At 45.0% G+C, this 25,290-nt stretch carries 25 protein-coding genes; 12 read left to right on the forward strand and 13 right to left on the reverse strand.

What is annotated here, in order from left to right:
- Positions 1–14: 14 nt before the first annotated feature.
- Positions 15–1,319, reverse strand: coding sequence for a M20/M25/M40 family metallo-hydrolase (locus WG943_RS05965; RefSeq protein ID WP_340407464.1), 1,305 nt, complete (start codon positions 1,317–1,319; stop codon positions 15–17).
- 103 nt (positions 1,320–1,422) lie between these two features.
- On the opposite strand from WG943_RS05965, the gene WG943_RS05970 reads away from it, so the two are divergent.
- A complete protein-coding gene (locus tag WG943_RS05970) occupies positions 1,423–2,466 on the forward strand; it encodes an AI-2E family transporter (protein ID WP_340407465.1) in 1,044 nt (347 codons plus the stop codon).
- A gap of 151 nt (positions 2,467–2,617) precedes the next feature.
- A complete protein-coding gene (locus tag WG943_RS05975) occupies positions 2,618–3,229 on the forward strand; it encodes a porin family protein (protein WP_340407467.1) in 612 nt (203 codons plus the stop codon).
- Here WG943_RS05975 and WG943_RS05980 read toward each other — a convergent pair.
- The 9 genes from WG943_RS05980 to fabG all read right to left on the reverse strand — a co-directional run bounded on the left by WG943_RS05980 (position 3,226) and on the right by fabG (position 10,404).
- The gene (locus WG943_RS05980) at positions 3,226–3,798 is read right to left on the reverse strand and encodes a GNAT family N-acetyltransferase (RefSeq protein ID WP_340407468.1); all 573 of its coding nucleotides are present in this window, start codon (positions 3,796–3,798) and stop codon (positions 3,226–3,228) included. The genes WG943_RS05975 and WG943_RS05980 overlap by 4 nt on opposite strands.
- A gap of 58 nt (positions 3,799–3,856) precedes the next feature.
- Positions 3,857–4,537, reverse strand: coding sequence for a pseudouridine synthase (locus WG943_RS05985; protein WP_340407469.1), 681 nt, complete (start codon positions 4,535–4,537; stop codon positions 3,857–3,859).
- 24 nt (positions 4,538–4,561) lie between these two features.
- Positions 4,562–5,158, reverse strand: coding sequence for a GNAT family N-acetyltransferase (locus tag WG943_RS05990; protein ID WP_340407471.1), 597 nt, complete (start codon positions 5,156–5,158; stop codon positions 4,562–4,564).
- Positions 5,159–5,177: 19 nt separating this feature from the next.
- Positions 5,178–5,648, reverse strand: coding sequence for a hypothetical protein (locus WG943_RS05995; protein ID WP_340407473.1), 471 nt, complete (start codon positions 5,646–5,648; stop codon positions 5,178–5,180).
- Between the two features lie 79 nt (positions 5,649–5,727).
- Positions 5,728–7,806, reverse strand: coding sequence for a VWA domain-containing protein (locus WG943_RS06000; protein ID WP_340407474.1), 2,079 nt, complete (start codon positions 7,804–7,806; stop codon positions 5,728–5,730).
- Positions 7,807–7,862: 56 nt separating this feature from the next.
- Complete coding sequence (locus tag WG943_RS06005) at positions 7,863–8,261, reverse strand: hypothetical protein (RefSeq protein ID WP_340407475.1); 399 nt, start codon at positions 8,259–8,261, stop codon at positions 7,863–7,865.
- A gap of 124 nt (positions 8,262–8,385) precedes the next feature.
- Positions 8,386–8,892 carry a hypothetical protein gene (locus tag WG943_RS06010; RefSeq protein WP_340407476.1) on the reverse strand — a complete coding sequence of 169 codons (507 nt, stop codon included), beginning with the start codon at positions 8,890–8,892 and terminating at the stop codon, positions 8,386–8,388.
- A 116-nt stretch (positions 8,893–9,008) separates the two neighbouring features.
- Entirely contained in the window at positions 9,009–9,518 is a 510-nt protein-coding gene (locus tag WG943_RS06015; protein WP_340407479.1) for a hypothetical protein, read from the reverse strand.
- Between the two features lie 139 nt (positions 9,519–9,657).
- Positions 9,658–10,404 carry a 3-oxoacyl-[acyl-carrier-protein] reductase gene (fabG, locus tag WG943_RS06020; RefSeq protein ID WP_187069034.1) on the reverse strand — a complete coding sequence of 249 codons (747 nt, stop codon included), beginning with the start codon at positions 10,402–10,404 and terminating at the stop codon, positions 9,658–9,660.
- Between the two features lie 278 nt (positions 10,405–10,682).
- On the opposite strand from fabG, the gene WG943_RS06025 reads away from it, so the two are divergent.
- A complete protein-coding gene (locus WG943_RS06025; protein WP_340407480.1) occupies positions 10,683–12,014 on the forward strand; it encodes a peptidoglycan DD-metalloendopeptidase family protein in 1,332 nt (443 codons plus the stop codon).
- 283 nt (positions 12,015–12,297) lie between these two features.
- Here the strand turns inward: WG943_RS06025 and WG943_RS06030 are convergent, their stop codons facing one another.
- Entirely contained in the window at positions 12,298–12,906 is a 609-nt protein-coding gene (locus WG943_RS06030; RefSeq protein ID WP_340407481.1) for a tetratricopeptide repeat protein, read from the reverse strand.
- A 203-nt stretch (positions 12,907–13,109) separates the two neighbouring features.
- Between WG943_RS06030 and lpdA the strand changes: the two genes are divergently transcribed.
- The 5 genes from lpdA (at position 13,110) to WG943_RS06055 (ending at position 19,106) form a co-directional block, all read left to right on the forward strand.
- A complete protein-coding gene (lpdA, locus tag WG943_RS06035) occupies positions 13,110–14,504 on the forward strand; it encodes a dihydrolipoyl dehydrogenase (RefSeq protein ID WP_340407483.1) in 1,395 nt (464 codons plus the stop codon).
- A gap of 163 nt (positions 14,505–14,667) precedes the next feature.
- Positions 14,668–15,426, forward strand: a complete 759-nt coding sequence (locus tag WG943_RS06040; protein ID WP_340407485.1) for a DUF3108 domain-containing protein — start codon at positions 14,668–14,670, stop codon at positions 15,424–15,426.
- Between the two features lie 74 nt (positions 15,427–15,500).
- Positions 15,501–16,088, forward strand: coding sequence for a hypothetical protein (locus tag WG943_RS06045; protein ID WP_340407486.1), 588 nt, complete (start codon positions 15,501–15,503; stop codon positions 16,086–16,088).
- 220 nt (positions 16,089–16,308) lie between these two features.
- Entirely contained in the window at positions 16,309–17,421 is a 1,113-nt protein-coding gene (locus tag WG943_RS06050; protein ID WP_340407488.1) for a fatty acid desaturase family protein, read from the forward strand.
- Positions 17,422–17,759: 338 nt separating this feature from the next.
- On the forward strand, positions 17,760–19,106 hold the full coding sequence (locus tag WG943_RS06055) for a DEAD/DEAH box helicase (RefSeq protein WP_340407489.1): 1,347 nt from the start codon (positions 17,760–17,762) through the stop codon (positions 19,104–19,106).
- A 298-nt stretch (positions 19,107–19,404) separates the two neighbouring features.
- Here WG943_RS06055 and WG943_RS06060 read toward each other — a convergent pair whose 3' ends face one another.
- Entirely contained in the window at positions 19,405–19,680 is a 276-nt protein-coding gene (locus WG943_RS06060) for a YMGG-like glycine zipper-containing protein (protein WP_340407490.1), read from the reverse strand.
- Positions 19,681–19,969: 289 nt separating this feature from the next.
- Between WG943_RS06060 and WG943_RS06065 the strand changes: the two genes are divergently transcribed.
- The 3 genes from WG943_RS06065 (at position 19,970) to WG943_RS06075 (ending at position 22,980) form a co-directional block, all read left to right on the forward strand.
- Complete coding sequence (locus WG943_RS06065; RefSeq protein ID WP_340407492.1) at positions 19,970–20,494, forward strand: GNAT family N-acetyltransferase; 525 nt, start codon at positions 19,970–19,972, stop codon at positions 20,492–20,494.
- 228 nt (positions 20,495–20,722) lie between these two features.
- Positions 20,723–21,931: a multidrug effflux MFS transporter gene (locus tag WG943_RS06070; protein ID WP_340407493.1), complete on the forward strand. Its 1,209-nt coding sequence runs from the start codon at positions 20,723–20,725 to the stop codon at positions 21,929–21,931.
- A gap of 68 nt (positions 21,932–21,999) precedes the next feature.
- On the forward strand, positions 22,000–22,980 hold the full coding sequence (locus WG943_RS06075) for a YpdA family putative bacillithiol disulfide reductase (RefSeq protein ID WP_340407495.1): 981 nt from the start codon (positions 22,000–22,002) through the stop codon (positions 22,978–22,980).
- Here WG943_RS06075 and WG943_RS06080 read toward each other — a convergent pair.
- Positions 22,977–23,882 (reverse strand): DMT family transporter, encoded by a 906-nt coding sequence (locus WG943_RS06080; RefSeq protein WP_340407496.1) that lies wholly within the window; start codon positions 23,880–23,882, stop codon positions 22,977–22,979. The two genes, WG943_RS06075 and WG943_RS06080, sit on opposite strands and share 4 nt — an antisense overlap.
- Before the next feature lie 182 nt (positions 23,883–24,064).
- Here WG943_RS06080 and WG943_RS06085 point away from each other — a divergent pair, with 182 nt between their 5' ends.
- On the forward strand, positions 24,065–25,108 hold the full coding sequence (locus WG943_RS06085; RefSeq protein WP_340407497.1) for an AI-2E family transporter: 1,044 nt from the start codon (positions 24,065–24,067) through the stop codon (positions 25,106–25,108).
- Positions 25,109–25,290: the final 182 nt, after the last annotated feature.

Here is a 25,290-nt window from a genome sequence, read left to right on the forward strand (position 1 = left end):
GTATAAAGTAACGTTTATTGTACTTGAGACTTGTCTACTCTTGTTGGTGTTTCTTGGCCGTTTACTACACTTTTAGATGCCAATGCTATTGCTCTGATCATACTTGTCATGTGGGCCATGTCCAGCATCTCAAACTCATCATTTACGGTGTGGTAGGTTTTATCCTGATCTATCTGCACCGACGAGATAGTATGAGCCGGAACACCTAAACGAGCCAAAGTGGCATTATCAGAGCGGTAAAACAGGTTCTGCTCCGGATACGGGTCTGGGTGGATGCTATAAGTAGTGCCCTGCAGGCTGTTCTGCATCAGTTGGCCAAGGCTGGAGCGCTCAAAGCCTGTTAAGTAGGCACTGTTCGGGCCAAACCTAGAAGGCTTGCCCACCATTTCGATGTTAAACATGGCCACAATTTCATCAGGGTTTAGCTGCTCCGAAAAATGCCTTGATCCATAGCCGCCTATCTCTTCTGCTGCAAACGCTACAAAAAGAATGCTGCGCTCAGGCTTGCCCTGCTTTTTGTAATAGTTGGCTAAAGTCATCATCGCTGTTACACCAGAGGCATCGTCATCGGCACCGTTGGCAATGCTGTCGCCGTCTATTGGTTTTTGGATGCCGATGTGGTCGTAGTGGCCTGAGAAAACAACAAATTCATTTTTACGCTTGCCCTCAATCATACCGCCTACGTTGGTTAGTTGTAGTTCCTCTACATTGTTCTTAACCTCCACACTGAAATTAGAAGGCGCGGTTTTATCTGTTAGAGCAAATACTCTGCTGTGGCCTTTGCCGGTTTCTTTTAAAATGGAGCCTCTGCGTAGGTAGCGCTGGTAGTTTGCAAAGATTGGTGCATGCTTCGGATGAACCAGTACCAGTACGTCCGCATCTATTTTGCCAACCCGGCCAAATGCCTCTCTAAAGTCATCAGTCTCAGCGATAGCTACTACCTGTCTAGCGCCGCCTGACTGCCAGTTCAGGCTCTGGTGGCTGGTGCTGGCCACTACTTTTTCTGCCTCCAACTCCGAGCCGTCTATCGTTACATTTAGGGCAGACGGAGAGACACGGTATACTTTAAAAGTCTGCTTAAAATCATCCTCACCTGGCAAAGGCTTCAGCTTTGTCTTCCTGAATTCGCTGGCAATAAAGTCGGCCGCTTTCTCGCCACCCGGCGTAAAAGAAGCACGGCCCTGCATGTCGTCGGCGCTTAGCGTTTTTATAAGGCGGGTAACCTCAGGTTCTTTAATACCTTTCAGCTTTTGCGCCTGTACCACACCACCCATAAGCAAGGCAGCCAGGGCAAGAGCAGTCATTTTAAATTTTGTCATAGTAAATAAGATTTGAGGAATTTGTGTAGTTTCAGGTATAGTTAATTCTTGCTGACCCTGCAGCTAAGTATAGCGTTTAAAAACACTAATATACCCTATTTTTATGGATACCCAATCTAAAGTTGACTGGTTGAAGTTGCTCCTGGGCATTGTGCTGGTGGCGGCTATACTTTACGTTGGGAAGAGCCTGTTCATACCGCTGAGTTTTGCCTTGCTCATCAGCTTTATACTTTACCCGATTTGCAGGTGGCTGGAGATGAAAAAAGTACCTCGATGGGGGGCAATCGGTTTGTGCTTGTTTCTGTTGCTCTCGGTGGTAGGTTTGCTGGGATGGCTGTTGGTGCGGCAAATGATGCGCTTTACCAAAGAATGGCCGGGAGTAGAGGCAAAACTGATACTTACCTGGGAGAAGCTAAGTGAGCACTTGGAGCACGCCTATAACATCGACACAGACAGGCAGAAAGAGTGGTTGCAGGGGCTTGCCTCTGATGCAGCGTCGAGTGCGTTTAACATGGTGCAGGGTGTAGTTTATACTTCAACAGTTGGCTTGGTACTGCTGCTGCTGATTCCTGTTTATGTCGCCCTTATACTTTACTACCGAGAGCAACTAGTGCATGGCTTGTTTCTGCTGTTCCGGAAAGATGAGCAGAAAAAGATCCGGCTTATACTTCAGGAAACCATTATCACCTACTACAACTTTATTAAAGGCATGGCCATTGTATACCTGATTGTGGCAGTTCTTAATAGCATAGGGTTGTTGCTACTGGGTATTCCGCATGCTATATTTTTTGGTGTTGTGGCTTCCATACTTACGTTTATACCCTATGTGGGTATTACCCTTGGTGCCATACTGCCTATGGCTATTGCATGGGTCACGTATGACACGATCTGGTATCCTATCGGGGTAATAATTGTGTTTGGGATAGTGCAGTACTTAGAGGCGAATCTTATTTTCCCGTGGGCGGTAAGTTACAGGCTGCGCGTTAATATGCTGTTTACGCTTTTGGCTATTGTGGCCGGAGGTATACTTTGGGGTGCATCCGGTATGATCCTATTCATTCCTTTCCTGGCCATACTTAAACTCATTGCAGATAAGCACGAGCAGATGAGGCCTATCTCAGTACTGCTTGGCAACGGCAAAGACTAAATTTTTAAAACAGCAAACCTGGTGGAGCAGTGTACAAGAGGAAAAGCTATGCTACACTAAATAAAAAGTATGGCAGGCTACCTTTAAGCGTTTTCCATAAACGAAGCTTACGTGGCGTATGTTGGTTAAGTGTAAGTAAACTTATACTGCCATGAAAAAATGTTACCTCATACTTTCATTCCTGCTTGCCTGTCTTGTTCTACCATTATCAAGTTTGCAAGCTCAGTCCGACAGACCAAATTTTAAATTAGGCGCAAAGGCCGGTTTAAACCTTTTCTTTTTACCAGACGATGCTTACATACAAGAAGCTGATGCAGCCTTAGGTCCTGAGGTTGGGATTTTTGCCCGGATCGGGGAAAGTATCTATGTACAACCTGAGGTAAACTTTGTGAGCCACAATACCAACCTCATTACAAACGACCAACCAAGAGCAGGAGAACGCGACCAACTGGTGGTGCGTTACCTCCGGGTGCCGGTTTTGCTTGGTTACAGAACCGATTATGACGGTTTTCTGGCATCTGAGATCCGGTTTATGATCGGGCCATCGTTTGCCTATGCGTTTGATGTTAAAGACAATAACCTAAACATACAGCGCAGCGACATTACAAAGGCACAGTTTGCCCTGAACGGTGGCGTTGGCTTTGAGCTGTGGCTGCTAAACCTAGACCTGATGTACCACCACGGCTTTACGGAAATGTTTAACAGAAGCGACTCTGACAGCAGGGGCCGGGCTGTTTCGCTTACTGTAGGGGCAGCGTTCTAAAGTATAAACTTCTGCTCTTTGGCCCATTCCCAGCGCAGTAGGCTGTATACTTCCAGGTCGTGGAACTGGCCATTGCTGAGCAGCTCGCCGTCGCGTTCTATGCCCTCAAAGGTAAAATGGAGCTTTTTAGGAATGCTGTTACTATGCATATTGCCTATGCCAACTTTTATCTGCACCCTGTTCATCTGCATTTTCTCGAAGGTATACTTTAAGAGTGCGGCACAGCTACGAATCACAATGCCTTTATGCTGATGCTGTTCGGCAAGCCAGTAGCCAATTTCCAGTTTCAGGTTGGCAGGGTCTATACTTTTAAAACCGATTACCCCCACATGCTGCTCCTGGTACAGCACCACAAAAACAAGGTCAGAGGTGTTGCCAGCTGCCGTTACTGATTTAATAAATGCTTCGGTATCCGTAACGGCCTTGCTGTAGTCTACAAACGGGAGCCATTTGCGCAGAAATTCTCTGTTCGTATTTATCAGGTTAAAAACTGCAGGGGCATCGCTTAACGATATCTCACGGAGCTTAAGATCTTCAGAAACAGGTACCTCAATGGCAGTGGCTTTCATGGTTTATAGGCGTAAGTGCAAGATTAATATACTTTTGTATAAATATAATAAAGGTATATTAATTTATCTGCTTCCGGAAACCACCTCTGTCACCCGGCTTTTTGCCACCGCCCTTGCCTTTACTGCCAAAGGTTCCTGATTTTTTGGCACCGGCTGCTTTTGGCGCCTTAGCAGCTATACTTTTAAGTTGCGCAACTTCTTCTGGTGTTAGTTCGCGATACGCTCCGGGTTGCAGGTTGCCTAGTGTAAGCAGACCAATCGCCGGGCGAATCAGGCGCAGGGTCGGGTAGCCTACAGCAGCTGTCATGCGGCGTACCTGGCGGTTCATGCCCTGCGATATCTTTATTTCTACCCAAGAGGTTGGTATGTTCTTTCGGAAACGGATAGGAGTGGAGCGTTCCCATACTTGTGGCCCTTCTTCGAGCAGTTGTACTTTGGCAGGTGCCGTTTTTGTACCTTTTATCAGTACGCCGAGTCTTAAACGGGTAAGTGCCTCGTCTGTGGGTATGCCATCTACCTGTACCCAATACGTTTTTTCAACCTTAAACTGCGGGTCAGAGAGGCGGTGCTGCAGCGTTTTATCGTCGGTTAAAAGTACCATTCCTTCACTGTCGTAGTCGAGGCGGCCAACAGGATAAATGTTTGGTACAGGCACGTAGTCTTTAAGGGTGGCTCTGCCGGCTTCGTCAGTAAACTGTGTAAGTACCTCGTAAGGTTTGTTGATGATGTAGTATTTCAATAGTAGATTTTTTGAGTGTATAGACTAAGCCGGCTGCTGTTGCAGGCTCCAGGTACTTTTTAGCTGCTCATACTCCGGCAGCAACAAAGATACAAGAAGTGAGTCTTCGTTTACACCATCTACAATATAATGGCCTCTTACGATACCTTCGTCCTTAAAACCATATCGTTGCAGGAGCTTACGGGATGGCGTGTTGTATTCTGCTAACAAGGCTTCCACTCTATGCAAATGCATCTGCTCAAAACCATAGGCAAGTATAGCACCTAAGGCCTCTGTCATCAATCCTTTGCCTTTATCCTTATCGTGGAGCAGGTGGTATCCTATTTCAGCCCTTCTGTGTTTCGGAATCCAGGTATGATAACCGCATCTGCCAAGTACCCTGCCGTTCTCTTTATCCAACATAAAGAAGTTGGCAAAGGAAATAAAATAAGTTGTGTAGCCCTTTCTGTAGTTTTCTTTTTCAGTAGCTAACTCCTGGTCAGTTGTAAAGCCAAAGTATGATTTAATTTCCTGGTCAGAATAACTGGCCAGCACATGGCCATAGATTTCTGGCGACATAAGGCGCAAGTGCATACGCTTTGTCTCAAGTATTACAGGGGTAGGAGTGCTGGAAATGCTCATAGTTTTGGAGGTTGAATAATTAATTATCTCCTGCTTCGAATTTAACTCTTTTGTAAGCTAAACCTGGGCCATCGCAGGCGTTCCATGTATTATGTAGCGTGCCGTCAGACATAAAGCCTAACGTTTCTGTTGCCTCAGCTGAGGTGCAGCTGCCTATAATATCATTGGTACTGCTATAGGTTAGTGTAAGAAGCTTTTCAGTAGTTAAATTCTCAATCTTAAAGGTGCCCGATGCTGCTGTAGTTACACCGTTGCGTTCCCTGGTTTTGGTAAAAGAGCTGTTCGAGTTAAAAACATAGAACTCCTGCCATGGCATAGCTGCTCCTGTTAGTGCAGGTGCGTTGGCAATATTGCCCGTCATTTTTACAAGCTGCCACTTCTGAGGGTATTCGCCTGCAGCGAACTCAGTGGTCATGGCATCAGGCGTATCATCTTTAGAACAAGAAGTTAATACGCAAAGCAGAGCTAGGGCAAGTAGTAAGTTTTTCATACAGTGAGTGTTTTAGGTGTAACTCTATGATTCTAAAACTTATGAAACAGTTGCAAGACAGGGGTGGAAAGTATAAACTTTAATAACTACCATTATACTTTCTGATAAACCACTCCACGCAGATAAAGCCCAGCAGCAGGAAAAACAGCCACTTCAGGTCTACCAAATCTTTCAATTCTTCGGAGCTGTAGATTTTAGCTTTGTGATCAGCGGTTAACAGATCCTGCTCCAACTGCTGCAGCGTGCCTGGGTGGTAAAGCTTAGAACCGGTGTTACTGGCCAACTGGTAAAGTAGGTTATGGTCGGCAACAGAGCTAAGCGCCTCCAGTTGCAGCTCTTCCACCACAAACTCGCCTTTGTCCTGCTGCACTTGTCCGTTTATTCTGGCGGAGGCAGTATAGGTATAGCGGCCGCCTTGTAAGGTGCCTATGTTTACGCCGGCCTGGTTTTCGCCGTTGGCAAAGTTAAATCGCTTGGTCTCACCCTCGTCGTTTTTTATACTTAATGTGATGTTCTGACCATAAATTGGCTCTAGTGCCTCGTTGTAAGCCTCTGCGTTAAAGCGTATTTCATCGGAGCTGGTATACTCTGTTTGTATCGGGTATACGTTCAGTCGCTTTTTGTTGCGGGGTGCGCTGAGCAGTTGAATCAGGTTTGTCATCAGTTTATCGTATACTTCAGGCTGCTCGTTGTTGGCATTCTCCATAATGCGCCATTGCCAGATACCAGAAGCCAGCAGCGTTGCATTGCGTTTGTCTCCGGAGGTTTGCACGGCTAGCATCGGTTTATTTGTTTTTACGCGGCCTACCTGCTGGTACAGCACCACCTCGGTATTAGGGTTTACCCGCACATCGCCGAATGGCACCCTGGCAGGAGGGTATTGCTGCAGGCGCTCTGTGGTAGCTTCGGGTAAGGTAAATGTAGTAAAGTTGACATTGGCTACCGGCGTAACTTCATCAGCTTGTCCGTTGCTGCTGATGTTCAGGCCCACGTTCAGGCGGTTATAATCGTTCAGGTCGCTTTGCGGGCCAAGTATGTACAAAGTAGGTAAACCTTTCTGGCGCACCAGGTTTAAAGCAGCCTCGCCGCCGGCTACACGACCCGGCAGCTGGTGCAGCACCGCCACATCGTAATCCTGCTGCTTTAGCTGCGTGAGGCCGGGTATATACAGCTCTGTTTCATAGTTCTCATTCGACTCTATGGCAGCACGTATGGCCTTGATATCGGGGTGTGGGGCAGCGGCGGCTATGAGTATTTTTATCTTGCCTTTTACTACATCTATGTAAGCATGTTTGGTGTTGTTGAGGGTGGTAAATTCTCCCTGTAGCGGCTGCACCTCAATTTCGTAGTGGCGTTTTCCTAAACTGGATGCCAGCACCTGAAATGGCACCTGCTGCACCGGCTGGTTTGCCTGCAGCGTTACCCTTTTATTGGCGATAGCCTTGCCATTTTCTTTTAGTACAACGTTTGCCGGTCTGCCGCCGAAGCCTTCCTGCTGCAGCTCCACCTCCAGCGGAAAGCGGTTGCCGCTGTAGTTAACCTTGTTGTAGCGTAATGAGGCTACCAGTACGTCTTTCTTAGGCACCGTATCACCCACAGCTACAGGGTATAAAGTATAACCGTAGTTGGCGTAGGTAGGGGAGATGCCCTGGTTTACGATGCCATCCGACAACAGCACCACACCTGCCAGGTTCTGTTCAGTGTACTCTTCCTGTACCTGCGCCAGCAGTTGGCTAAGATTCGTGGTTTCGGAAGTATACGTTAGGTTATTTATACTTTGCCGCTGCTCGTTGGCAAGCGTTCTAACCTCAGTTCTGTAGCCGGCATCCTGTAATTTGGCAAGTATGCTTTGCAAGCCCTGCTCCGCCTGTTTTAGCTGCACCGAATCAGAGAAAAGCTGTACTGACTGCGAATTATCCAGCGCAAAAATTATAGTTGGCTCCTGGGTGGTGTTAGATACATAGCGCACCAGCGGCCCTAGCAATAGAAAACAGATAAAGCTCACCACTACAAAACGCAGCGCAGCCAAAGGATAGTTTATACTTTTAGGCCAGGGTGCGCGCTTGCTGTACAGCAGCCAGGCATACAGCAAGCCAAGAGCCAGGCAGGCAAGTATAAGCCAGGGAGAGTAGGTAGTTATGAGTCGGAAGCTGTTCAAGTTTGTGCTTATGAATTACAATTGCTTAATTAATAGTTGTGACTGTAAGATACATCTTAACGAAAAGACGTTCTGCTGAATCTGGCTTTCGAATCCAGTACATCAATGTATCTATAATGCCCTGTGGCTGAAAACTTGTGCTCAGAATAGTTTACTTTAACGAGTTCTGTTCCAAACCAGTGGTTTAGCCACCTAAAAAACTTTTTGTCAGGTTCCAGAACTGTTTGCTGTGCTGTAGCAGATTTAATCCGCATGCCATTCTGCTGCAGAATGCTCACAGCCCAGTTTTTAACACATGCCGTGTCATCAACCTCTGAAACGATAAAAGTGTACTTACGGTCGCTGTACGCTTTTGTGATTGAGTTTATCACAGGTAAGAATAAAAGTATAAAAGCAGCCGATTTTAGGTATTCTTTTATAGGTTCTCCAGCGCTAAAAATTAAATAGAAAGCCATTGCTAACACCGACATTATGAAAAGCATTAGCACCAGGGACTTCAAAAATATTCTGATATCCGGCTGATGAGAGAAGGTCTTTATATTCATGCCTGGGCCTGTGCTAATGATGTAACTCCTATAACTAAAGTTTACCTGTCTGATTATGAAAAGCTACGCGTCCGAATTTGATTTTTGTATCTACGATATCTATGTATTTAAAATTGCCTGCTACAGTTACTGCATTTTCAGTATAACTCACGGTTGCCTGCTCTGTTCCGAACCGGTTGCCAAACCATCTCAGTACACTGCTTGTTGGCTCTAGAACAGTCTGCTGAGGTTGCTCGTTTTTGATTCGCATGCCGTTCTTTTGCAGCAACTCCACAGCCCAAACAGCTGCATGGCTCGGATCATCAACTTGTCTAATTGTAAACGTATGTTTGCGGCCATTATATGCGCCAATTATCCCATTTATTAGCGGCAAAATAAAAAGTATAGGCCCGGCAGATCTTACATAATCTTTTATTTGTTCTCCCTGGTTAAGAAGCAAATAAAAAGCTGCGACCAACAGCATCATCAAAGATAGTGTCAACAGCCAGAATTTCAGGAATATAGTAAGCTTAGGGTTATGAGCGTAAAGGTGAGTTTTCATTAGCTGGGTTTAAGTATGACAGTATGTGGTGCAGTGGAGAATAAATATAAAACAAAAAGGCCAATGCTGCTAACGAATACGCCGGAGCATTGGACTTTCAGAAATGTGTGTACCACCTAAAGTTGCTTTGACGGCTGATTTTTAAAATCTACATTTCCGAACTTAATTCTTGAGTCAAGTATATCGATATACCTGAAGTTGCCTGTTGCAACCACTTCATACTCCGAAGCACTTATAGCAATTAGTTCTGTGCCAAACCAGTTGTTTAGCCACCTGAAAAATTTGTTTCCAGACTCCAGAACAGTACTGTTGCCCGTTGTAGCTTTAATGCGCATGCCTTTCTGCTGCAACAGTTCTACAGCCCAGTTGGCTACATGTATCGGGTCATCTATGCCTGAAATTATATAGTCATGTTTGCGGGTTGAAAATGCAAAGGAGGCAGCGTTAATTACAGGAATAAAAAAGTAGAGGTAGAAGAATCCTGTTAAATAATCAGTGAAGGCTTCTTCGTCTTCAAAAATCAGATAATATGTAACTATCATTACAGTAAACAGCCCAAACATTAAAGCAAAGTATATCAGGAATGATTTGAAATTAGGTTTGTAGGCTATCATTTCTGTTTTCATATTTTAAGCTCTATAAGGGTAGGGAAGTATAAGTATAAATATAAAACAAAAAGGCCAATGCTGCTAACGAATACGCCGGAGCATTGGCCTTCTGAATTACAAAGTATAAATTTAATTCATACTTTATAATCAATAATTACTAAGTAAGCATGCCGCCGTCTACCTGCAGGGTCTGGCCTGTAATGTAAGCCGACTCGTCGGATGCCAGGAACACAGCTGCTTTAGCCACATCCTCTGGTGAGCCGCCGCGCTTTAACGGAATTGCTTTTCTCCACTCGTCTACTACTTTCTGGTCAAGCTCGCCAGTCATTTCGGTTTCTATAAAGCCCGGGGCAATAGCGTTGCAACGGATGTTGCGTGAGCCCAGCTCCAGCGCCACAGACTTTGTAAAGCCAATAATACCAGCCTTAGAAGCCGCGTAGTTTGCCTGGCCAGCGTTACCTTTTATACCTACTACAGAAGTAATGTTGATAACAGAGCCAACTTTAGCACGCATCATGTGCTTGGTAGCAGCCTTTGTCACGTTAAACACAGACTTCAGGTTGGTGTTGATCACCGCGTCCCACTGCTCTTCGTTCATGCGCATCAACAGGCCGTCGCGGGTAATGCCGGCGTTGTTTACAACGATGTCGATCTTGCCGAACTCTTTTACCACGTCCTCTACCAGTTGCTCTGCCTGTGCTGTGTTAGAGGCATCAGAACGATAGCCTTTTGCAACACCGCCGTTAGCGGATAGCTCCTGCTCCAGGGCCTGGCCTTTTTCTACACTTGACAGGTAGGTGAACGCTACCTTGGCGCCAGCCTCTACAAATTTCTCTGCAATGGCGCGGCCTATTCCTTTTGATGCTCCCGTTACCAGAGCTACTTTTCCTTCTAATGCTTTCATGGAGGTCAAAGTTATAAAAAGAAATGTTTTTTGCGAAAGCAGTTTAAAAACGTTCTAAAACCTGCTTGTAAGTTGTTGTATATTAAATGATTATACTTTATATACTAAAGTAGTAATATGTACAAGAACTAAATTGGCAGCTGTTGAAGTGCTATATTGACTTTTGGTAAAACTATTGTAACATATTTATAATCTGATTATTGTATTGAAATTGGCTTTTTTTTCTATGAGTTAAAGTATATTTTCGTGGCAACTTTCCAACCAAAGGTATTTTTGTGATGTACAAACGTGGAAAAGGGATAGCCACCCTAATCGCTTTGTTGCTGCTTTGTTGCATTATTGCGGCACGACTACTAAATCTTTACTCCGATGAGGCACTTGCACTCCAAAATGATGTGAAAACCGGTATGCAACTGGTAAAGGCAAAGGAAGCACCTAAGCCGGCCCCAGTAGTGTATGGTATCCCAACCGATACATTGGTAATTGTGGAGGATGAGGTGAAAAGGGGTGAGAATATCTCAGAAATACTGGCAAAGTATAACATATCTCCAACACAGGTGTACATGCTCGCCAAAAAGGCAAAAGAGGTATACAGCGTGCGCCGTATAGCAGCCAGAAGCAACTACACCATACTTCATGCCCTTGATTCTGCTCAAACTGCCCGTTACTTTATCTATGAGCCAAACCCTGTAGAGTATGTTATCTACGACTTACGAGGCGAAACCGAGGTAACACATGTGAAGCGTGACATTGAAGTAATAGAGCGTACACTTGCTGGGGAAATTAAAAACTCTCTTTTCGAAGACATGGTGGCAGCTGGAGGCTCGGCCCAACTGGTAAATAAGTTTGCAGATATTTACGCCTGGCGCCTAAATTTAAGCCACCTGCAACATGGCGATAAGTTTAAGCTGATTTATGATGAGAAGGTAGTGAACGGCACCACTATCGGCTATGGCGAACTGAAATCTGCTGTATTTGAGCATAACGGTCAGGAAGTATACGCTATCGGCTATGACCAAGGCAACGGAATGGGATATTACGACCAGAAAGGGCAAAGCCTGAAAAGAGCCTTCCTGAAAGAGCCACTGGAGTATAGCCGTATCAGTTCACGTTTCTCTAAGCGCCGTTTCCATCCGGTGCAGAAGCGCTACAAACCGCACCTGGGCACCGACTTTGCTGCGCCTCGTGGCACGCCTATACGTACTGTAGGAGATGGAAAAGTACTAGAGGCAAGGTATACCAGGGGCAATGGCTACTATGTTAAAATCCAGCATAATAAGACGTATACAACCCAGTACCTTCATATGTCTAAATTTGCAAGAGGTGTTAAAGCAGGTGCGCGTGTAAAGCAGGGCCAAACAATTGGTTACGTAGGCAGCACCGGACTTGCTACAGGTCCTCACCTTTGCTACCGCTTCTGGAAGAATGGCAGACAAGTAGATGCACTAAGCGTGAAACTCCCAACTGCTGACCCGATAAAGAAGAAGAATTTAGAAAGTTTTACTGCCTTGAAAGAAGAAACGATGCGCAGGATGGAGGCAATCGATATGAAAGATGTGAAACAGCCATTGCTTGCTGCTGATAAAGCCAAAGAACCTACAGATGCATAGAATGTAACACTAATTTATACTTTGAAAAAGGCGCTGCTAAAGCGCCTTTTTTGGTTTTAAGTTTATTAGTAGAGACTGCTATACGCTGCAGATTACGCTATATATCAGAGTGTTTTTATAGTTTATGTATGTTTGCCGCTGTATCAGCAACGCCGGATCCAACCACCCCTAGCCCCGCTTTAGAAAAGGAGGGGCTAGGGGTGGTTGGATCCGGTCTCACGAAAAAATGGTTAGAAAGTACCTAACTTTCTAACCATTCAACTTTATAGTTTACAAACTCTAATTACTGGCAGTATTTCTTCAGATACAGATCCGCATCTTTCAAACCCAGCGACTTTGCTTTGGTCCAGTCGGAGCAAGCACCGGTTTTATCGCCTAGGTTATACTTTGGCGCGCCACGGTTATAGTATGCCTGCTCGTATTTTGGGCTTAATTCGATAGCCTTAGTATAATCTGCAATTGCGCCGCTGAAGTCTCTTAAACCATAACGAACCAGGCCCCGGTTATTATAAGCTTTGAAATCTTTGGGGTCTAACTCAATGCCCTTGTTAAAATCGAGCAAGGCGCTGCGGTAATCTTTCAGGTTATACTTGGAGAGGCCGCGGCTCAGGTAAGCCTCAGTATACTTTGGGTCGGCGGCAATGGCCTTCGTAAAGTCTTCTATGGCTTCTCTGTATTTTTGTAGCCTGTCTTTGGCAACTCCTCTGTTAGTTAAGGTAGGTGCATGTTTCGGCTCCAGTTTCAGTACCTCGTTATAGTCTTTAATGGCTTCGGTATACTTGCCGGCATTAAACTTTTCGTTTCCGCTGATAAAATAATCTTTGGCAGATTGCTGTGCCAGCGCTGAAAAAGAGACTAAAATAAAAAGTATAAAAGGTAAAATTTTTGTCATGCAACAGAGGTATCGTATATATCAATAATGCAAAGTACAGCACAATAGCACAATCTTAAAAGCTATTTCTATACTTTATACTTTTTTTAGTCTCATCGTACAATACTGTTCTTCGCTTTGTGCTATCCATAAGTATGAGCATAGCGGTTTTGCGAAGTAAGGATTATCGCTTAATTTTGCTCATCAACTTTAAATAAGATATTATGGCATCAAAATACGATTTAGTAGTGCTAGGTAGTGGCCCGGGCGGTTATGTGGCTGCAATCCGTGCCTCGCAGCTGGGTATGAAAGTAGGTGTTATCGAGCGTGAGTCGCTGGGTGGTATCTGCCTTAACTGGGGCTGTATCCCTACAAAAGCACTGCTTAAAAGCGCAAACGTATTCGAGTATATCAACCATGCGGCTGACTACGGTATTACTATAGGAGATGCTTCTGTAGATTTTAACGCTGTTGTGAAGCGTAGCCGCGGTGTTGCCGATGGCATGAGCAAAGGCATCCAGTTCCTGTTCCGCAAAAACAAGATCGATGCGATTATGGGTAATGGTAAGATCGTGGGCAAAGGTAAAATTGAGGTTACTGACGCGGAGGGTAAAAAATCTACGGTAGAGGCAGACAACATCATCATTGCAACCGGTGCCCGTTCACGTGAGCTTCCTAACCTGCCGATTGATGGCAAGAAAATTATTGGTTACCGCCAGGCTATGGCTTTAGATAAAAAGCCGGAGAGCATGGTAGTAGTAGGTTCTGGTGCTATCGGGGTGGAGTTTGCATACTTCTACAACGCAATGGGCACTAAAGTAACGATTGTAGAGTACATGCCGAACATCGTTCCTGTTGAGGATGAAGAAGTATCGCGCCAGTTATCTAAGTCATTCCGTAAGTCAGGCATCGAGATCATGACAGATTCTTCTGTAGAGTCTGTGGATACAAGCGGCGATATCTGCAAAGTGAATGTTAAAACAGCTAAAGGCGAGCAGATACTTGAAGCTGAGGTTGTACTTTCGGCGGTAGGTATCCAGACAAACCTGGAGAACATCGGCCTTGAGGAGCTTGGTATTAAAGTAGATAAAGGCCGTTTAGTGGTGGATGAGTTCTACAAAACAAACGTAGACGGCATCTACGCCATCGGTGACATTGTTCCTGGTCCGGCACTGGCACACGTTGCTTCTGCCGAGGGTATCATCTGCGTAGAAAAAATGGCGGGCCATAACCCAGAGCCATTAAACTACGGCAACATCCCTGGCTGTACGTATTGCTCTCCGGAGATTGCTTCTGTTGGCTTAACTGAGAAAGCAGCCCGTGAGCAAGGCCTGGAAATTAAAGTAGGCAAGTTTCCATTCTCTGCATCTGGTAAAGCAAGTGCAGCTGGTGCTAAAGACGGTTTCGTGAAGGTGATTTTCGACGCGAAGTACGGCGAGTTCCTGGGCGCGCACATGATTGGTGCTAACGTGACAGAGATGATCGCAGAAGTAGTGGTTGCTCGCAAATTAGAAACTACCGGTCATGAGATCATTAAGTCAGTACACCCGCACCCAACCATGAGCGAGGCTATCATGGAGGCTGCTGCAGCTGCTTACGACGAGGTAATTCACTTGTAGTCAATCCGACTCATAAGAGCTTTAAGCAAGTATACAAAGGGGTTGGTCGAAAATTCGGCCAACCCCTTTTGATTTTAGGTGCATTAGTTCTCTTTTTGGCGTTACTTTGCGCCTAGCTAAGGCTGCAATGGCCCTGGCAAGTATAGATCTAAACCTAAATACTATGAAAAAATCACTCCTGCTCGTGCTGGCAGTGCTGCTATGCACTGTATCTTATGCCCAAATTGATACGGTACGAATCACTGCTAAAGACATCCGCATAAAACAGGTAAAACCCGGTACACGCCAGTATCTGGTAACCATGCAAACACCAACAGCCCCAACAGTACTTCGGCAATCGCTATGGAATCGTAACGTAAGTTTCGAGAATTATAGGGGTAAAGAGCGGTTGATAGTTCGCCAAAACTGGATTGGAACCGACACACTTTCTAACAGAAGCATACTTACTATTTGCGAAAAAGACTTCACACCCATTTACCAAACCAGCACCTCGGCACGCGGAACGGCAGCCTTTAATTTTGAAAAAGACAGAATAGTAGGAGCAGACTCGGTGCAGAACAACGGTTTTAAAGGCTTTACTATGCCATCGCCGGAGCCTACGTTTGATTGGGAACTGGATATGGAGTTTTTTGAGAGTCTGCCGCTGAAAGCCAATACTGTTTTCATGATCAACTTTTACCATCCGGGCAGCAGAACAGGCCCACAGTACTATGCCTATAAAGTAGTAGGCTCACAAAAACTGGAAACTGTAAACAACGCCTCTACCGACTGCTGGATGCTCCGTATCGACTATAGCTCAACCAACTACGCTATTTTCTGGATTAGCAAAGAGTCTAATGAAGTCCTTAAAATGGAGGAAGAATTTAACGGTACTAAGCGCAATAAAATTAAGCTAAGCACAACAGCCGGAAAGTATATTTAAATACTATTAAAAGTAATGCAACTGTTGTACCTGTTTTTAACTCTTTAAGTTTAAAACTATATAACCTACCCACTATGAAAAAAATGTTAACGTTGGCGTTTATGGCGCTGGCATTTACCTCCTGCGATAAAGAAGACGGTGAGCTCACAGAACCTCTTACTTATGTACACAAACAGATCAATTCCTCATTTAAGTATACAGCCCCTACGCAGGTGGATGTTAACGATGACGGGAAGAATGATTTTTCTTTCGGTAATGTGTTGGTCTCTGACTCTCGTGGAGGACATAATCTGTTTTACGTAAGGGCGCTGGAGGCAAACCAGGTATTACTGAATATGCAAGAAGAAATCTCTATAGGCCATTGGAGTGCCGCGCTTCAGGTAAACGATATGGTGCAGGAAGATAACTCGAAAAATTTCCAGTGGGTAAGAGGAGCTGGGTTTTTACTTGATCAACGTAAGCCAGACGAAGTGCATACTTTTTACGAAGGCCCGCTTGCCAGTTATAATACTTTATACTTGGGCATCAGGCTTAAAGAAGGTGACACTTACAAAACAGGATGGATAAAATTAAGCTACATCATGGGCAGTGAAAAAGTAGATATAGTGGAAGCCGCATTTCACCCGTCTGCTTCTAAAGCTGTGAAAGCAGGAGAGCGGTAGGAGCACAGAAAAGATGGCTTACAAACAGAAAAGGCAGGTGGCAAACCTGCCTTTTCTGTTTGTACCTAGAAGCGTATTTAAAGCGCGAATGCTGATTTTGTCGGAACTTATGCTTAAATTGTTAGCTTTTAGTAGTGCCTGCCCATGCTTTTTATCTGAAAATATTAAAGTTTTTGTAAATTAGTTGAGGCCGATTTATATAATCCTCAAACAACACCTCATGAAGCCTAAGAGCAAAATAAAATTCGTTTCAAAAGACAAGAATATCTTCTTTGCAACGCTGCGCAAAAGAGTTGATGCATACTTTACTGAAAATAACATCTCCAAAAACGCTAACACGGAAATGGTGGTGAAGAGCGTGGTGCTGTTAGCCTGTTATGTTGTGCCATTTGTTCTCCTTCTTACTCTTCAGCCATCTTTAACTGTAAGCTTATTTTTATGGTTTATAATGGGCTTAGGCGTGGCAGGTATAGGCATGAGTGTAATGCACGATGCAAACCACGGGGCTTACTCAAACAACAAGCGTGTAAACTTTTGGATGGGGCATACTTTAAACCTGGTTGGAGGCTCGGCTTTTAACTGGAAACTGCAGCACAATATTCTGCACCATACTTACACCAACGTAGTAGATATGGACGAGGATATCCAGGACAGGCTTGTGCTCCGATTTTCGCCGCACACCAATGTTAAGTTTTACCATAAGCTGCAGTGGCTTTATGCTTTCTTCTTTTATGGGTTGTTAACCCTATACTGGGTTATCGCCAAAGATTTTGTGCAGTACTTTCTGTTTATCAAAAACGGCGTTAACTCTAACTCCGACAAAGAGAATAAAAAGATGCTGCTGAAGATCATCGCCATGAAGGTTCTATACTTCAGTATCATGCTGGTGCTGCCGGTAGTGGCGTTTGGTATTCCGTTTTTACATGTGCTGCTTGGCTTTTTGCTGATGCATTTTGTAGCGGGTATCGTGCTTACGGTAGTGTTCCAGCTGGCGCATACAGTGGAGGGCACCAGCCATCCACGGCCAGACCAGAATGGCACAATTGAGAACGACTGGGCTATACACCAGATGCACACAACTGTTAATTTCTCACGGGATAACAGGTTTATAAACTGGTATGTAGGCGGCCTGAATTACCAGATCGAGCACCACCTGTTTCCGCGCATCTGCCATGTGCACTATCCGGCTATTTCGCATATTGTAAAAGAGACTGCAGAGGAGTTTGGGATACCTTACATGGAGAATAAAACATTCTGGCAGGCTCTGCGCTCACACATTAACACGCTGCGCCGTTTTGGTAAACTGCCAAGCCTGAACGAAGCAATAGCCTAAGACTAGGATTTTAAGATTCAGGTATGGGTAGGATTCTATTTACGCAAAAGGATGCTACCCATTTATTTTGTAGGGACAGGTCGTGACCTGTCCAAAATCGTGCCCCGAAACTAAATATAGGAACTGACCATACTTACCTTTACCTTTGCACTAGTATTATCCATACTTTAATCGTTAAAAGAACCTTTGGTCTCTTTTATAGGTTAAGGGTGGAAAGGATGAGCAAGAACACACATGGTGTTGTACTTTCAGTTGAAAGCGCTTGTTCATCAGAGCTTATGCTGCGCCGGCAATAAATTTAACTGTGCGGCCAGCCTTTCATACTGAAAAATCATTTAATGACATTCGAGAATTTAAACCTGATAGAGCCTATCCTAAACGCTCTTAAAACAGAAGGATACACCAAACCAACTCCCATTCAGGCACAAGCCATCCCTTACATACTGCAGCAGCGCGACATCTTAGGATGCGCCCAAACAGGTACTGGTAAAACAGCCGCTTTCTCTATTCCGATTTTGCAGTTGCTGCACGCGCAGCCACAGAATGGGCCAAGAAAAATAAAGTCGCTTATACTTACCCCAACCCGTGAGCTGGCAATACAGATAGGAGACAGCCTTGCAGCGTATGGCAAGCATACTGGCCTTAAGCATACTGTTGTTTTTGGCGGCGTGTCGCAACATCCACAAACCGATGCTTTAAAAAGAGGCGTAGACATACTGGTGGCGACACCAGGCCGTTTGCTGGACCTGATGGCGCAGAAGTTCATTAACCTGAGCCACCTGCAGCTGTTCGTGCTGGACGAGGCAGACCGTATGCTGGACATGGGATTTGTGCATGATGTGAGAAAAGTAATACAGGTCCTGCCACCAAAGCGTCAGTCACTGTTCTTCTCAGCTACTATGGCCCCGGAAATCATGAAGCTTGCAGATACGATTCTTGTTAACCCTGCTAAGGTTGAGGTAACTCCGGTATCATCTACGGCCAATACCATACAGCAGAAAGTATACTACGTTAAAAAGTCTGATAAGAAGAACCTACTGATACACCTGTTGAAAGACGGTGAAATTGATCGTGCGCTTGTGTTTACCCGCACCAAGCATGGTGCCGATAGAGTTGCCAAAGATATGACCAAAGCCGGAGTACAGGCAGAGGCTATACATGGCAATAAATCACAGAATGCCAGGGTGCGTGCCTTAGATAATTTTAAGAGCAGCAAAACGCGTGTTTTAGTAGCCACTGATATTGCTGCACGCGGTATTGACGTGGACGACCTGAGCCATGTGATTAACTACGAACTGCCAAACGAGCCGGAAACGTATGTGCACCGCATTGGCCGTACAGGTCGTGCTGGAGCAAACGGTATTGCACTTTCGTTTTGCGATGCCGAGGAAACTGCTTACCTAGTAGGTATTCAGAAGCTGATATCGAAGTCGGTGCCGGTAGTGGAGAACCACCCATACCCGATGACAGCAAAAGACTTTGCCGAGGCAGCCAGCACTGTAAAAGAGCAGAAAAAGCGCGGTGGTAGCGGGGGTAGAAGTCGCTGGGGTAACAAGCCTTCTGGTAACGGAAATTCCAGTGGTAGCGCAAACAATAACAGGCCAGCTGGCGGACCCCGTAATGGTGGTGGCAACAGTGGCGGTAACCGTCGCTGGAACAATAGCAAGCCGAAAGCGAAAGTATAACTTGCTTTAAGTATAAATAAGAAGTCCTGCCGGTGCAAACTGGCAGGACTTTTTTGTCTGTCTAAATCAGAATTAGCAGGATTAGAAATGACGAACAGGATGGTTGGACCCCGCAGCATGCGCAGCTCCTGCGAGTGTCTGCGCTAACGGTCGTAGATGTATAGCAAATCAGACTCTTTCAGGTTTGTTAAATGCTGTTTGTTCATAAAAAAAAACTGCGCATCTTTCTAAATCCTGATTTATAAAAAGAAAAGAGACGCAGAATGTTGCGTCTCTATATTACTGATCTTAGTTTTTATTACCTGTTATTGCCTTGTTCTTTGTTTCTGTATTTGTCGTAACGTTTTTTATCCTTCTTTTTGTCTTTTTTGCGCCCAATAGCTCCGCCAGCCACTGTACCGGCTGCGGCACCTACTACAGCACCTTCAGTACCACCCACAGCGGCTCCGGTTGCAGCCCCGGCAGCGCCTCCTATGGCAGCGCCTTTTGCTTTACGGCTCCAACCTTCTCCTGTACAACTACCTAGTAGAAATACAGTAATCAGCATGTATGCTAATACTTTTATTTGATTCATAGTTTTAATGTATGGTTATATATAGTACGAGGTGTAACTTGTTGCATTTTTAGGAGTTATAGTGCGTGCTGCGCCTTTATAGTATAGTTGTATATATGATTATCTGTAGAAAAGGTTTGTTTGGAATTGTGGTAAAGGATGCAAATTGTTAAGTAATCAGTGCAACTACTTTATCCGGTTGCTTTGTACAGAATTAGCTAACTTGCAGCTACCTTTCAACGCATCAGCAGATAACCATTTTATGATTGCAGTTGAGCATTAATTTTTCTTAAAGCTTACTTCAGGCCCCATGCCAACAGTCAAAATCACAGCCTGCACCACCGCAGATATTCATATTTTACAAGATATCGCCATCAATTCCTACGGCGATCATTATTTATACTTGTGGCACGACGGCGGCATGTGGTATATAAACCGCTGCTTCAGCGATGATGCTCTAAAAAAAGAACTGGAAGACGAAAACGCTGCTTTCTTTCTGATTTATGCGGAGGAGGAACTGGTTGGTTTTCTGAAGCTAAACCTGCACAAAGAGATGGATAGCTATACTGCAGCGGAAGCAATGGAACTGGAGCGTATTTACCTGCTCAAAAGCGCCTCCGGTAAAGGTTTGGGCCGTATGGTACTAAACTTTACAAGGCAGTATGCACAAAAACTAGGCAAAAAAGTTATCTGGCTAAAGGCGATGGACAGCAGCAAATCAGTAGATTTTTACGAGCAGAATGGCTTTACGAAATGCGGCACTTACACACTAGACTTTGAGGCCATGAAAGAGGAATATCGGGGCATGTATGTGATGAAGCTGGAGTTAGACTAAACTATACTTTGCTTTCAGCCGCTGCATCAAAAATATTACAATGGTTAAACATTTAATGTATATACATTGTTAACTTTGATGTGCCTAAACTATCTGCTACAGAAATAGTAAAGGAGTTTGGGTAATCAATATAATATTAATGAATTGACCTGTAATATGTTACTTAAGCAGACCATAGTTACACTTTGGTCTGCTTTGTTTTTAGCCTTTAGCCAGGCTGTTTAATAAATGACTAAGAAACAACAAAACATTATCATACTTATACTTGGCGCCTTAGCTGCGCTGGGTCCTTTTGCCATAGACATGTACCTGCCGGGCTTCCCGGCAATCGCCAAAGACCTCCGCACCGATATATCGCATGTGGGCTTTTCGCTTACAAGTTACTTCATAGGTATTTCGGTGGGGCAGCTTATTTATGGCCCGTTGGTGGATAGATTTGGACGGAAGAAACCGTTACTTTTCGGGCTTACCTTATTTGTGGTGGCTGCCGTTGGCTGCGCCTTTGTACCAACAGTTGAATGGCTGATTGCCCTGCGCTTGCTGCTTGCCTTAGGAGGCTGTGTGGGCATGGTGGCAAGCCGTGCTGTAGTGCGCGATGTTTTTGCGGTGGAGGATATACCTAAGGCTTTTTCTATGTTGATGCTGGTGATGGGAGTAGCGCCTATTATCGCACCTACAATAGGAGGCTTTGTTACGGCACATTTTGGCTGGAGGTACATATTTGTGGTGCTTGCCTCCATTGGCCTGGCCGTGCTGATCCTGATCGTATTTATGTTACCCGAAAGTCGTGGCGCAGATAAAAGCATTTCGCTTAAACCTAAAAGTGTGCTAGGTGAATTTATGGCAGTGCTGAAGAATCCTGTTTTCCTGGCCTATGCGTTTGCTGTAAGTACGGCGCAGGCAGGTATGTTTGCATATATTTCAGGCTCTCCGTTTGTGTTTATGGAGATTTTCGGGTTAAACGAGACGCAATTTGGCTGGGCATTCGGGATGAACGCTTTTGGTTTTATTGCCGGTAGCCAGTTCAACAACCTGATGCTTCGAAAAAGAACTTCAGCCCAGATAACACTGAGTGCGGGTTCAATTCAGTTTGTAGTGGGAATGGTGCTGCTGTTAGGCAATTATTTTGGCTATCTGAGTGCCCCAGGCTCGCTTATACTTATCTTTAGCTACATGTTTTGCCTGGGTGTGTTGGGGCCAAATGCATCTGCACTGGCACTGGCACCGTTTGCCCGAAATGCAGGCAGTGCAAGCGCTTTAATGGGAAGTGCCCAAATGGCAACAGGAGCTATTGCATCTGTAATAGTAAGTACGTTCCACAACAACACTGCCATGCCTATGATGGGCGTTATGGCGGGCGCAACCGTTATAAGCTTAAGTCTGTTGATAGGGTTTAAACGTTACTCACGGCGTACGCTAAGTATAACTCAGGCATAAAGACACATTTTAGTAAGACTTAGCTGCACAAGGCAGGCGGTACAGGTAACAGCATAAAGATTTATACTTTGGACGAGACACTAGACATATTGATAGTAGGCGGCGGACCGATAGGGTTAGCCTGTGGTATTGAGGCGAAAAAAGCTGGTTTAAGCTACGTGATTATTGAGAAAGGCTGCCTTGTAAATTCTCTGTTCAACTATCCGCTGCACATGACTTTTTTCTCCACTGCCGACAGGCTGGAGATTGGTGGTTATCCGTTCCCGTCCATCCACCCGAAGCCAAACCGCATGGAGGCGCTGGAATACTACAGGCGTGTGTCCGATGTAAGTGAACTTAATATAGAGCTGTTTGAGGAGGTGCAAAGTATAAAACCAGTTGATGACGAAGTTTATAGCATAAGCACCAGCAAAGGAAAGTATAAAGCACGCCATATCATCATCGCAACCGGCTTTTACGATATACCAAACCTGCTGAACATCCCCGGCGAAGATCTGCCTAAGGTAAAGCACTATTACTACGACCCACACTACTTTTACAAGCAGAAAGTGCTGGTGGTAGGTGCCAATAACTCTGCTGCCGATGTGGCCCTGGAAACCTGGCGCAGAGGAGCCGAAGTGACCATGGTGATCAGGCAATCGGAGCTGCAAAGTATAAAATATTGGGTAAAACCCGATTTGCAGAACCGTATCGACGAAGGCTCCATTAAAGCATACTTTAACGCTACCTTAACAGAGATAAGAGAACAGGAGGTGGATGTACAAACACCTGAGGGTAAGGTAACTATTCCTAACGATTTTGTGATGGCCATGACGGGGTATCAGCCTAATTTTTCGTTTCTGGAAAAGATTGGAATTACGCTATCAGACGATGCCATGCGCCACCCCACACACAACCCCGAAACCATGGAAACAAACATGCCGCGCATGTACTTAGCCGGCGTGGTGTGCGGTGGTATGGATACCAGGGTATGGTTTATCGAGAACTCACGGGTGCACGCAGTTAAAATTGTGCAGCATATTCTGGAGCAGGAGCAGGTGAAAAGTTAGCTTTCCTGCTCTGTTAGCAGCTTTTGCTTTGTTCTGCTAACCAGATATACTCCCACAAAGATCATCAATGCATAAAAAGCCTTCTGAAGCGTAAACACATCTTTGCCAAAACCTACGGCAATAAGTATGGCTAGCACCGGCTGCAGGTAAATATACGCTCCCACCAACGATGGATTAGCGTAACGCAGTGCCCAGGTGTTAAACAGATAAGCAATAATAGTTACAGCCACTACCATAAAAAGTATGGCCAGCCAAATAGAATAAGGGAAGGCGCTATAATCCGGCTCCTGTAGCTGCTGCCACCCAAAAGGGATAACAATAATGGCTCCCACAGTAAAAATACGGCTGACAATGGTAATGGCTTTATACTTTTGCATCAGCGGCTTTACGAGCACCAGGTACATACCAAACGACATGGCATTCACAATGATCAGGATATCGCCCCAGATGTTGCCGGGTGTGCTGGCACTGCTGGAGGTGGAGATAAGCAGTAAGGCACCTACACACGACACAATAATGCCCGATACTTTTCGCCAGCCTACACGCTCTTTTAGAAGTATAGCCGAGAAGATTAGCACAATGACAGGCACTATTACCATCAGCAGAGCCGCGTTAATAGGAACGGTTAAGTTTAGGCCGGCAAAAAAGCACAGTTGGTTCACAGCGATGCCAGTAATGCCGCAAAGTATGGCACGCACATTATCTGCCCAACCCACAATTTTTTCCTTTACTACCATTCGGGCAAAAATTTCGAAAAAGATAGCCGCAGATACCACTCGTATTACAATCAGCCCAAAAGGCCCAACATACGCTGGCATTACCTCTTTGGCTATACTATAGTTACTTCCATAAATCAATGCCACTAAAAAAAGCGCCCCATGCACCTGCACCTGTCTGTTCATGGGGCAAAGGTACGTGCTAATTTGTTTTGCTCCGTATAAGGATGAAACTAATTGAGATAGCATCTAATATGGAATTTTTGAACAATATGCCGGTAACTGTAAGGCGTGCAATAGAGGTAATGGGCCTCTTTTTCCTTGGTTGGATAATAGTATTGGGCAATAATATTTTAGCGCCTATACTTATGGCATTCTTTATCAGTATTATGCTGTTGCCGCTTTATCGGTTCTTTTGCCGGCGACTTAAGTTTCCGGAGATGCTGGCTATTGCTGCAAGCTTGTTGGCTCTTATTATTGTTGGCGGATTAATTATTTGGTTTTTCTCATATCAGATCAGCAGCCTGGTTAAGGACTTCCCGACGATACAGAATAACGTAATGAACCACTTCACTGCACTCAGTGAGTGGGTTGGCCGGAACTCGCCATACTCTACAGAAGAGCAAATGGAGTTTATTAAAACACGTAGCAGTGGCTTGCTAAACTATGCAGGTGGACTTTTGAGTGGTGCAGCGCTTTCCGTAACCTCGGTGTTTGTTTTTGTGGCTTTACTGCCTATCTATATTTTCCTGATGCTGTTTTACCGTAACCTGCTGCTGCGCTTCGTGTTTTTTTGGTTTCCGGAGGAGTCTCACAGGCGTGTGGGGGAAGCATTGCATGAAATGCAGGCCATAATTAAAAGCTACCTGTTTGGCCTGCTGATACAGGTGAGTTACATGACCGTACTTCTAGGTGGCATATTGCTGATCATTGGCATTAAGCATGCTATACTCATCGGGTTAATCTTTGCATTCCTGAACCTGATACCATACGTGGGTGCCTTGCTTGGAAACATTATAGGCGTGTTGCTCACCCTGGCATCATCGGCGGAGCTTTGGCCAATTTTTGCTGTGCTGGGCACTATTGCCGGTGTGCAGTTCCTGGATAATAATATTCTGATGCCACGTATTGTAGGCTCTAAGGTTAAGATAAATGCACTGGCAACTATCGTAGGCGTTTTAGTTGGTGGAGAACTGGCAGGTATCGCAGGTATGTTTCTGTCGCTACCGATCATTGCCATCCTCAAGATCATCTTCGACCGCAGCAAAAGCTTTAGGCAATGGGGGGTACTGTTCGGCGACGAAAGACCAGACAAAAGCCCAATGAAGGTGCCGGCGCTGCGCAAGAAAAGCGAGGCGGTGCAGCAGCAGCTGCAAAGAGAGAACAAAGTTGAACCGCCTCATGAAGAGTGAAAACAAGTTAACAACATTAGCTGAAGACACAGGTTTGACATATGTTTTAAGCCGGGGCCTATGTACTTCTTGTATCATGTTATGTTGGTAGTATCCTCACTTTAAGTGTGATGTACGTTGCACTTTATGTGCTGTGACACCTGTTGTTATATTAAGATATTTATATATTTGTATGGATAACA

The sequence above is a fragment of the Pontibacter sp. H249 genome (assembly GCF_037892465.1).
Taxonomy (GTDB): domain Bacteria; phylum Bacteroidota; class Bacteroidia; order Cytophagales; family Hymenobacteraceae; genus Pontibacter.

Excerpts from the sequence above, each read along its gene's own strand:
- WG943_RS06080 (WP_340407496.1), bottom strand. The coding sequence starts at position 23,882 with ATGAACAGACAGGTGCAGGTGCATGGGGCGCTTTTTTTAGTGGCATTG.
- WG943_RS05980 (WP_340407468.1), bottom strand. The coding sequence starts at position 3,798 with ATGAAAGCCACTGCCATTGAGGTACCTGTTTCTGAAGATCTTAAGCTC.
- WG943_RS06040 (WP_340407485.1), top strand. The coding sequence starts at position 14,668 with ATGAAAAAATCACTCCTGCTCGTGCTGGCAGTGCTGCTATGCACTGTA.
- WG943_RS05970 (WP_340407465.1), top strand. The coding sequence starts at position 1,423 with ATGGATACCCAATCTAAAGTTGACTGGTTGAAGTTGCTCCTGGGCATT.
- WG943_RS06050 (WP_340407488.1), top strand. The coding sequence starts at position 16,309 with ATGAAGCCTAAGAGCAAAATAAAATTCGTTTCAAAAGACAAGAATATC.
- WG943_RS06045 (WP_340407486.1), top strand. The coding sequence starts at position 15,501 with ATGAAAAAAATGTTAACGTTGGCGTTTATGGCGCTGGCATTTACCTCC.
- WG943_RS06010 (WP_340407476.1), bottom strand. The coding sequence starts at position 8,892 with ATGAAAACTCACCTTTACGCTCATAACCCTAAGCTTACTATATTCCTG.
- WG943_RS05995 (WP_340407473.1), bottom strand. The coding sequence starts at position 5,648 with ATGAAAAACTTACTACTTGCCCTAGCTCTGCTTTGCGTATTAACTTCT.
- WG943_RS06025 (WP_340407480.1), top strand. The coding sequence starts at position 10,683 with ATGTACAAACGTGGAAAAGGGATAGCCACCCTAATCGCTTTGTTGCTG.
- WG943_RS06070 (WP_340407493.1), top strand. The coding sequence starts at position 20,723 with ATGACTAAGAAACAACAAAACATTATCATACTTATACTTGGCGCCTTA.
- WG943_RS06030 (WP_340407481.1), bottom strand. The coding sequence starts at position 12,906 with ATGACAAAAATTTTACCTTTTATACTTTTTATTTTAGTCTCTTTTTCA.
- WG943_RS05990 (WP_340407471.1), bottom strand. The coding sequence starts at position 5,158 with ATGAGCATTTCCAGCACTCCTACCCCTGTAATACTTGAGACAAAGCGT.
- WG943_RS06065 (WP_340407492.1), top strand. The coding sequence starts at position 19,970 with ATGCCAACAGTCAAAATCACAGCCTGCACCACCGCAGATATTCATATT.
- WG943_RS05965 (WP_340407464.1), bottom strand. The coding sequence starts at position 1,319 with ATGACAAAATTTAAAATGACTGCTCTTGCCCTGGCTGCCTTGCTTATG.
- fabG (WP_187069034.1), bottom strand. The coding sequence starts at position 10,404 with ATGAAAGCATTAGAAGGAAAAGTAGCTCTGGTAACGGGAGCATCAAAA.
- WG943_RS06015 (WP_340407479.1), bottom strand. The coding sequence starts at position 9,518 with ATGAAAACAGAAATGATAGCCTACAAACCTAATTTCAAATCATTCCTG.
- lpdA (WP_340407483.1), top strand. The coding sequence starts at position 13,110 with ATGGCATCAAAATACGATTTAGTAGTGCTAGGTAGTGGCCCGGGCGGT.
- WG943_RS06060 (WP_340407490.1), bottom strand. The coding sequence starts at position 19,680 with ATGAATCAAATAAAAGTATTAGCATACATGCTGATTACTGTATTTCTA.
- WG943_RS05975 (WP_340407467.1), top strand. The coding sequence starts at position 2,618 with ATGAAAAAATGTTACCTCATACTTTCATTCCTGCTTGCCTGTCTTGTT.
- WG943_RS06005 (WP_340407475.1), bottom strand. The coding sequence starts at position 8,261 with ATGGCTTTCTATTTAATTTTTAGCGCTGGAGAACCTATAAAAGAATAC.
- WG943_RS06085 (WP_340407497.1), top strand. The coding sequence starts at position 24,065 with ATGGCATTCTTTATCAGTATTATGCTGTTGCCGCTTTATCGGTTCTTT.
- WG943_RS06055 (WP_340407489.1), top strand. The coding sequence starts at position 17,760 with ATGACATTCGAGAATTTAAACCTGATAGAGCCTATCCTAAACGCTCTT.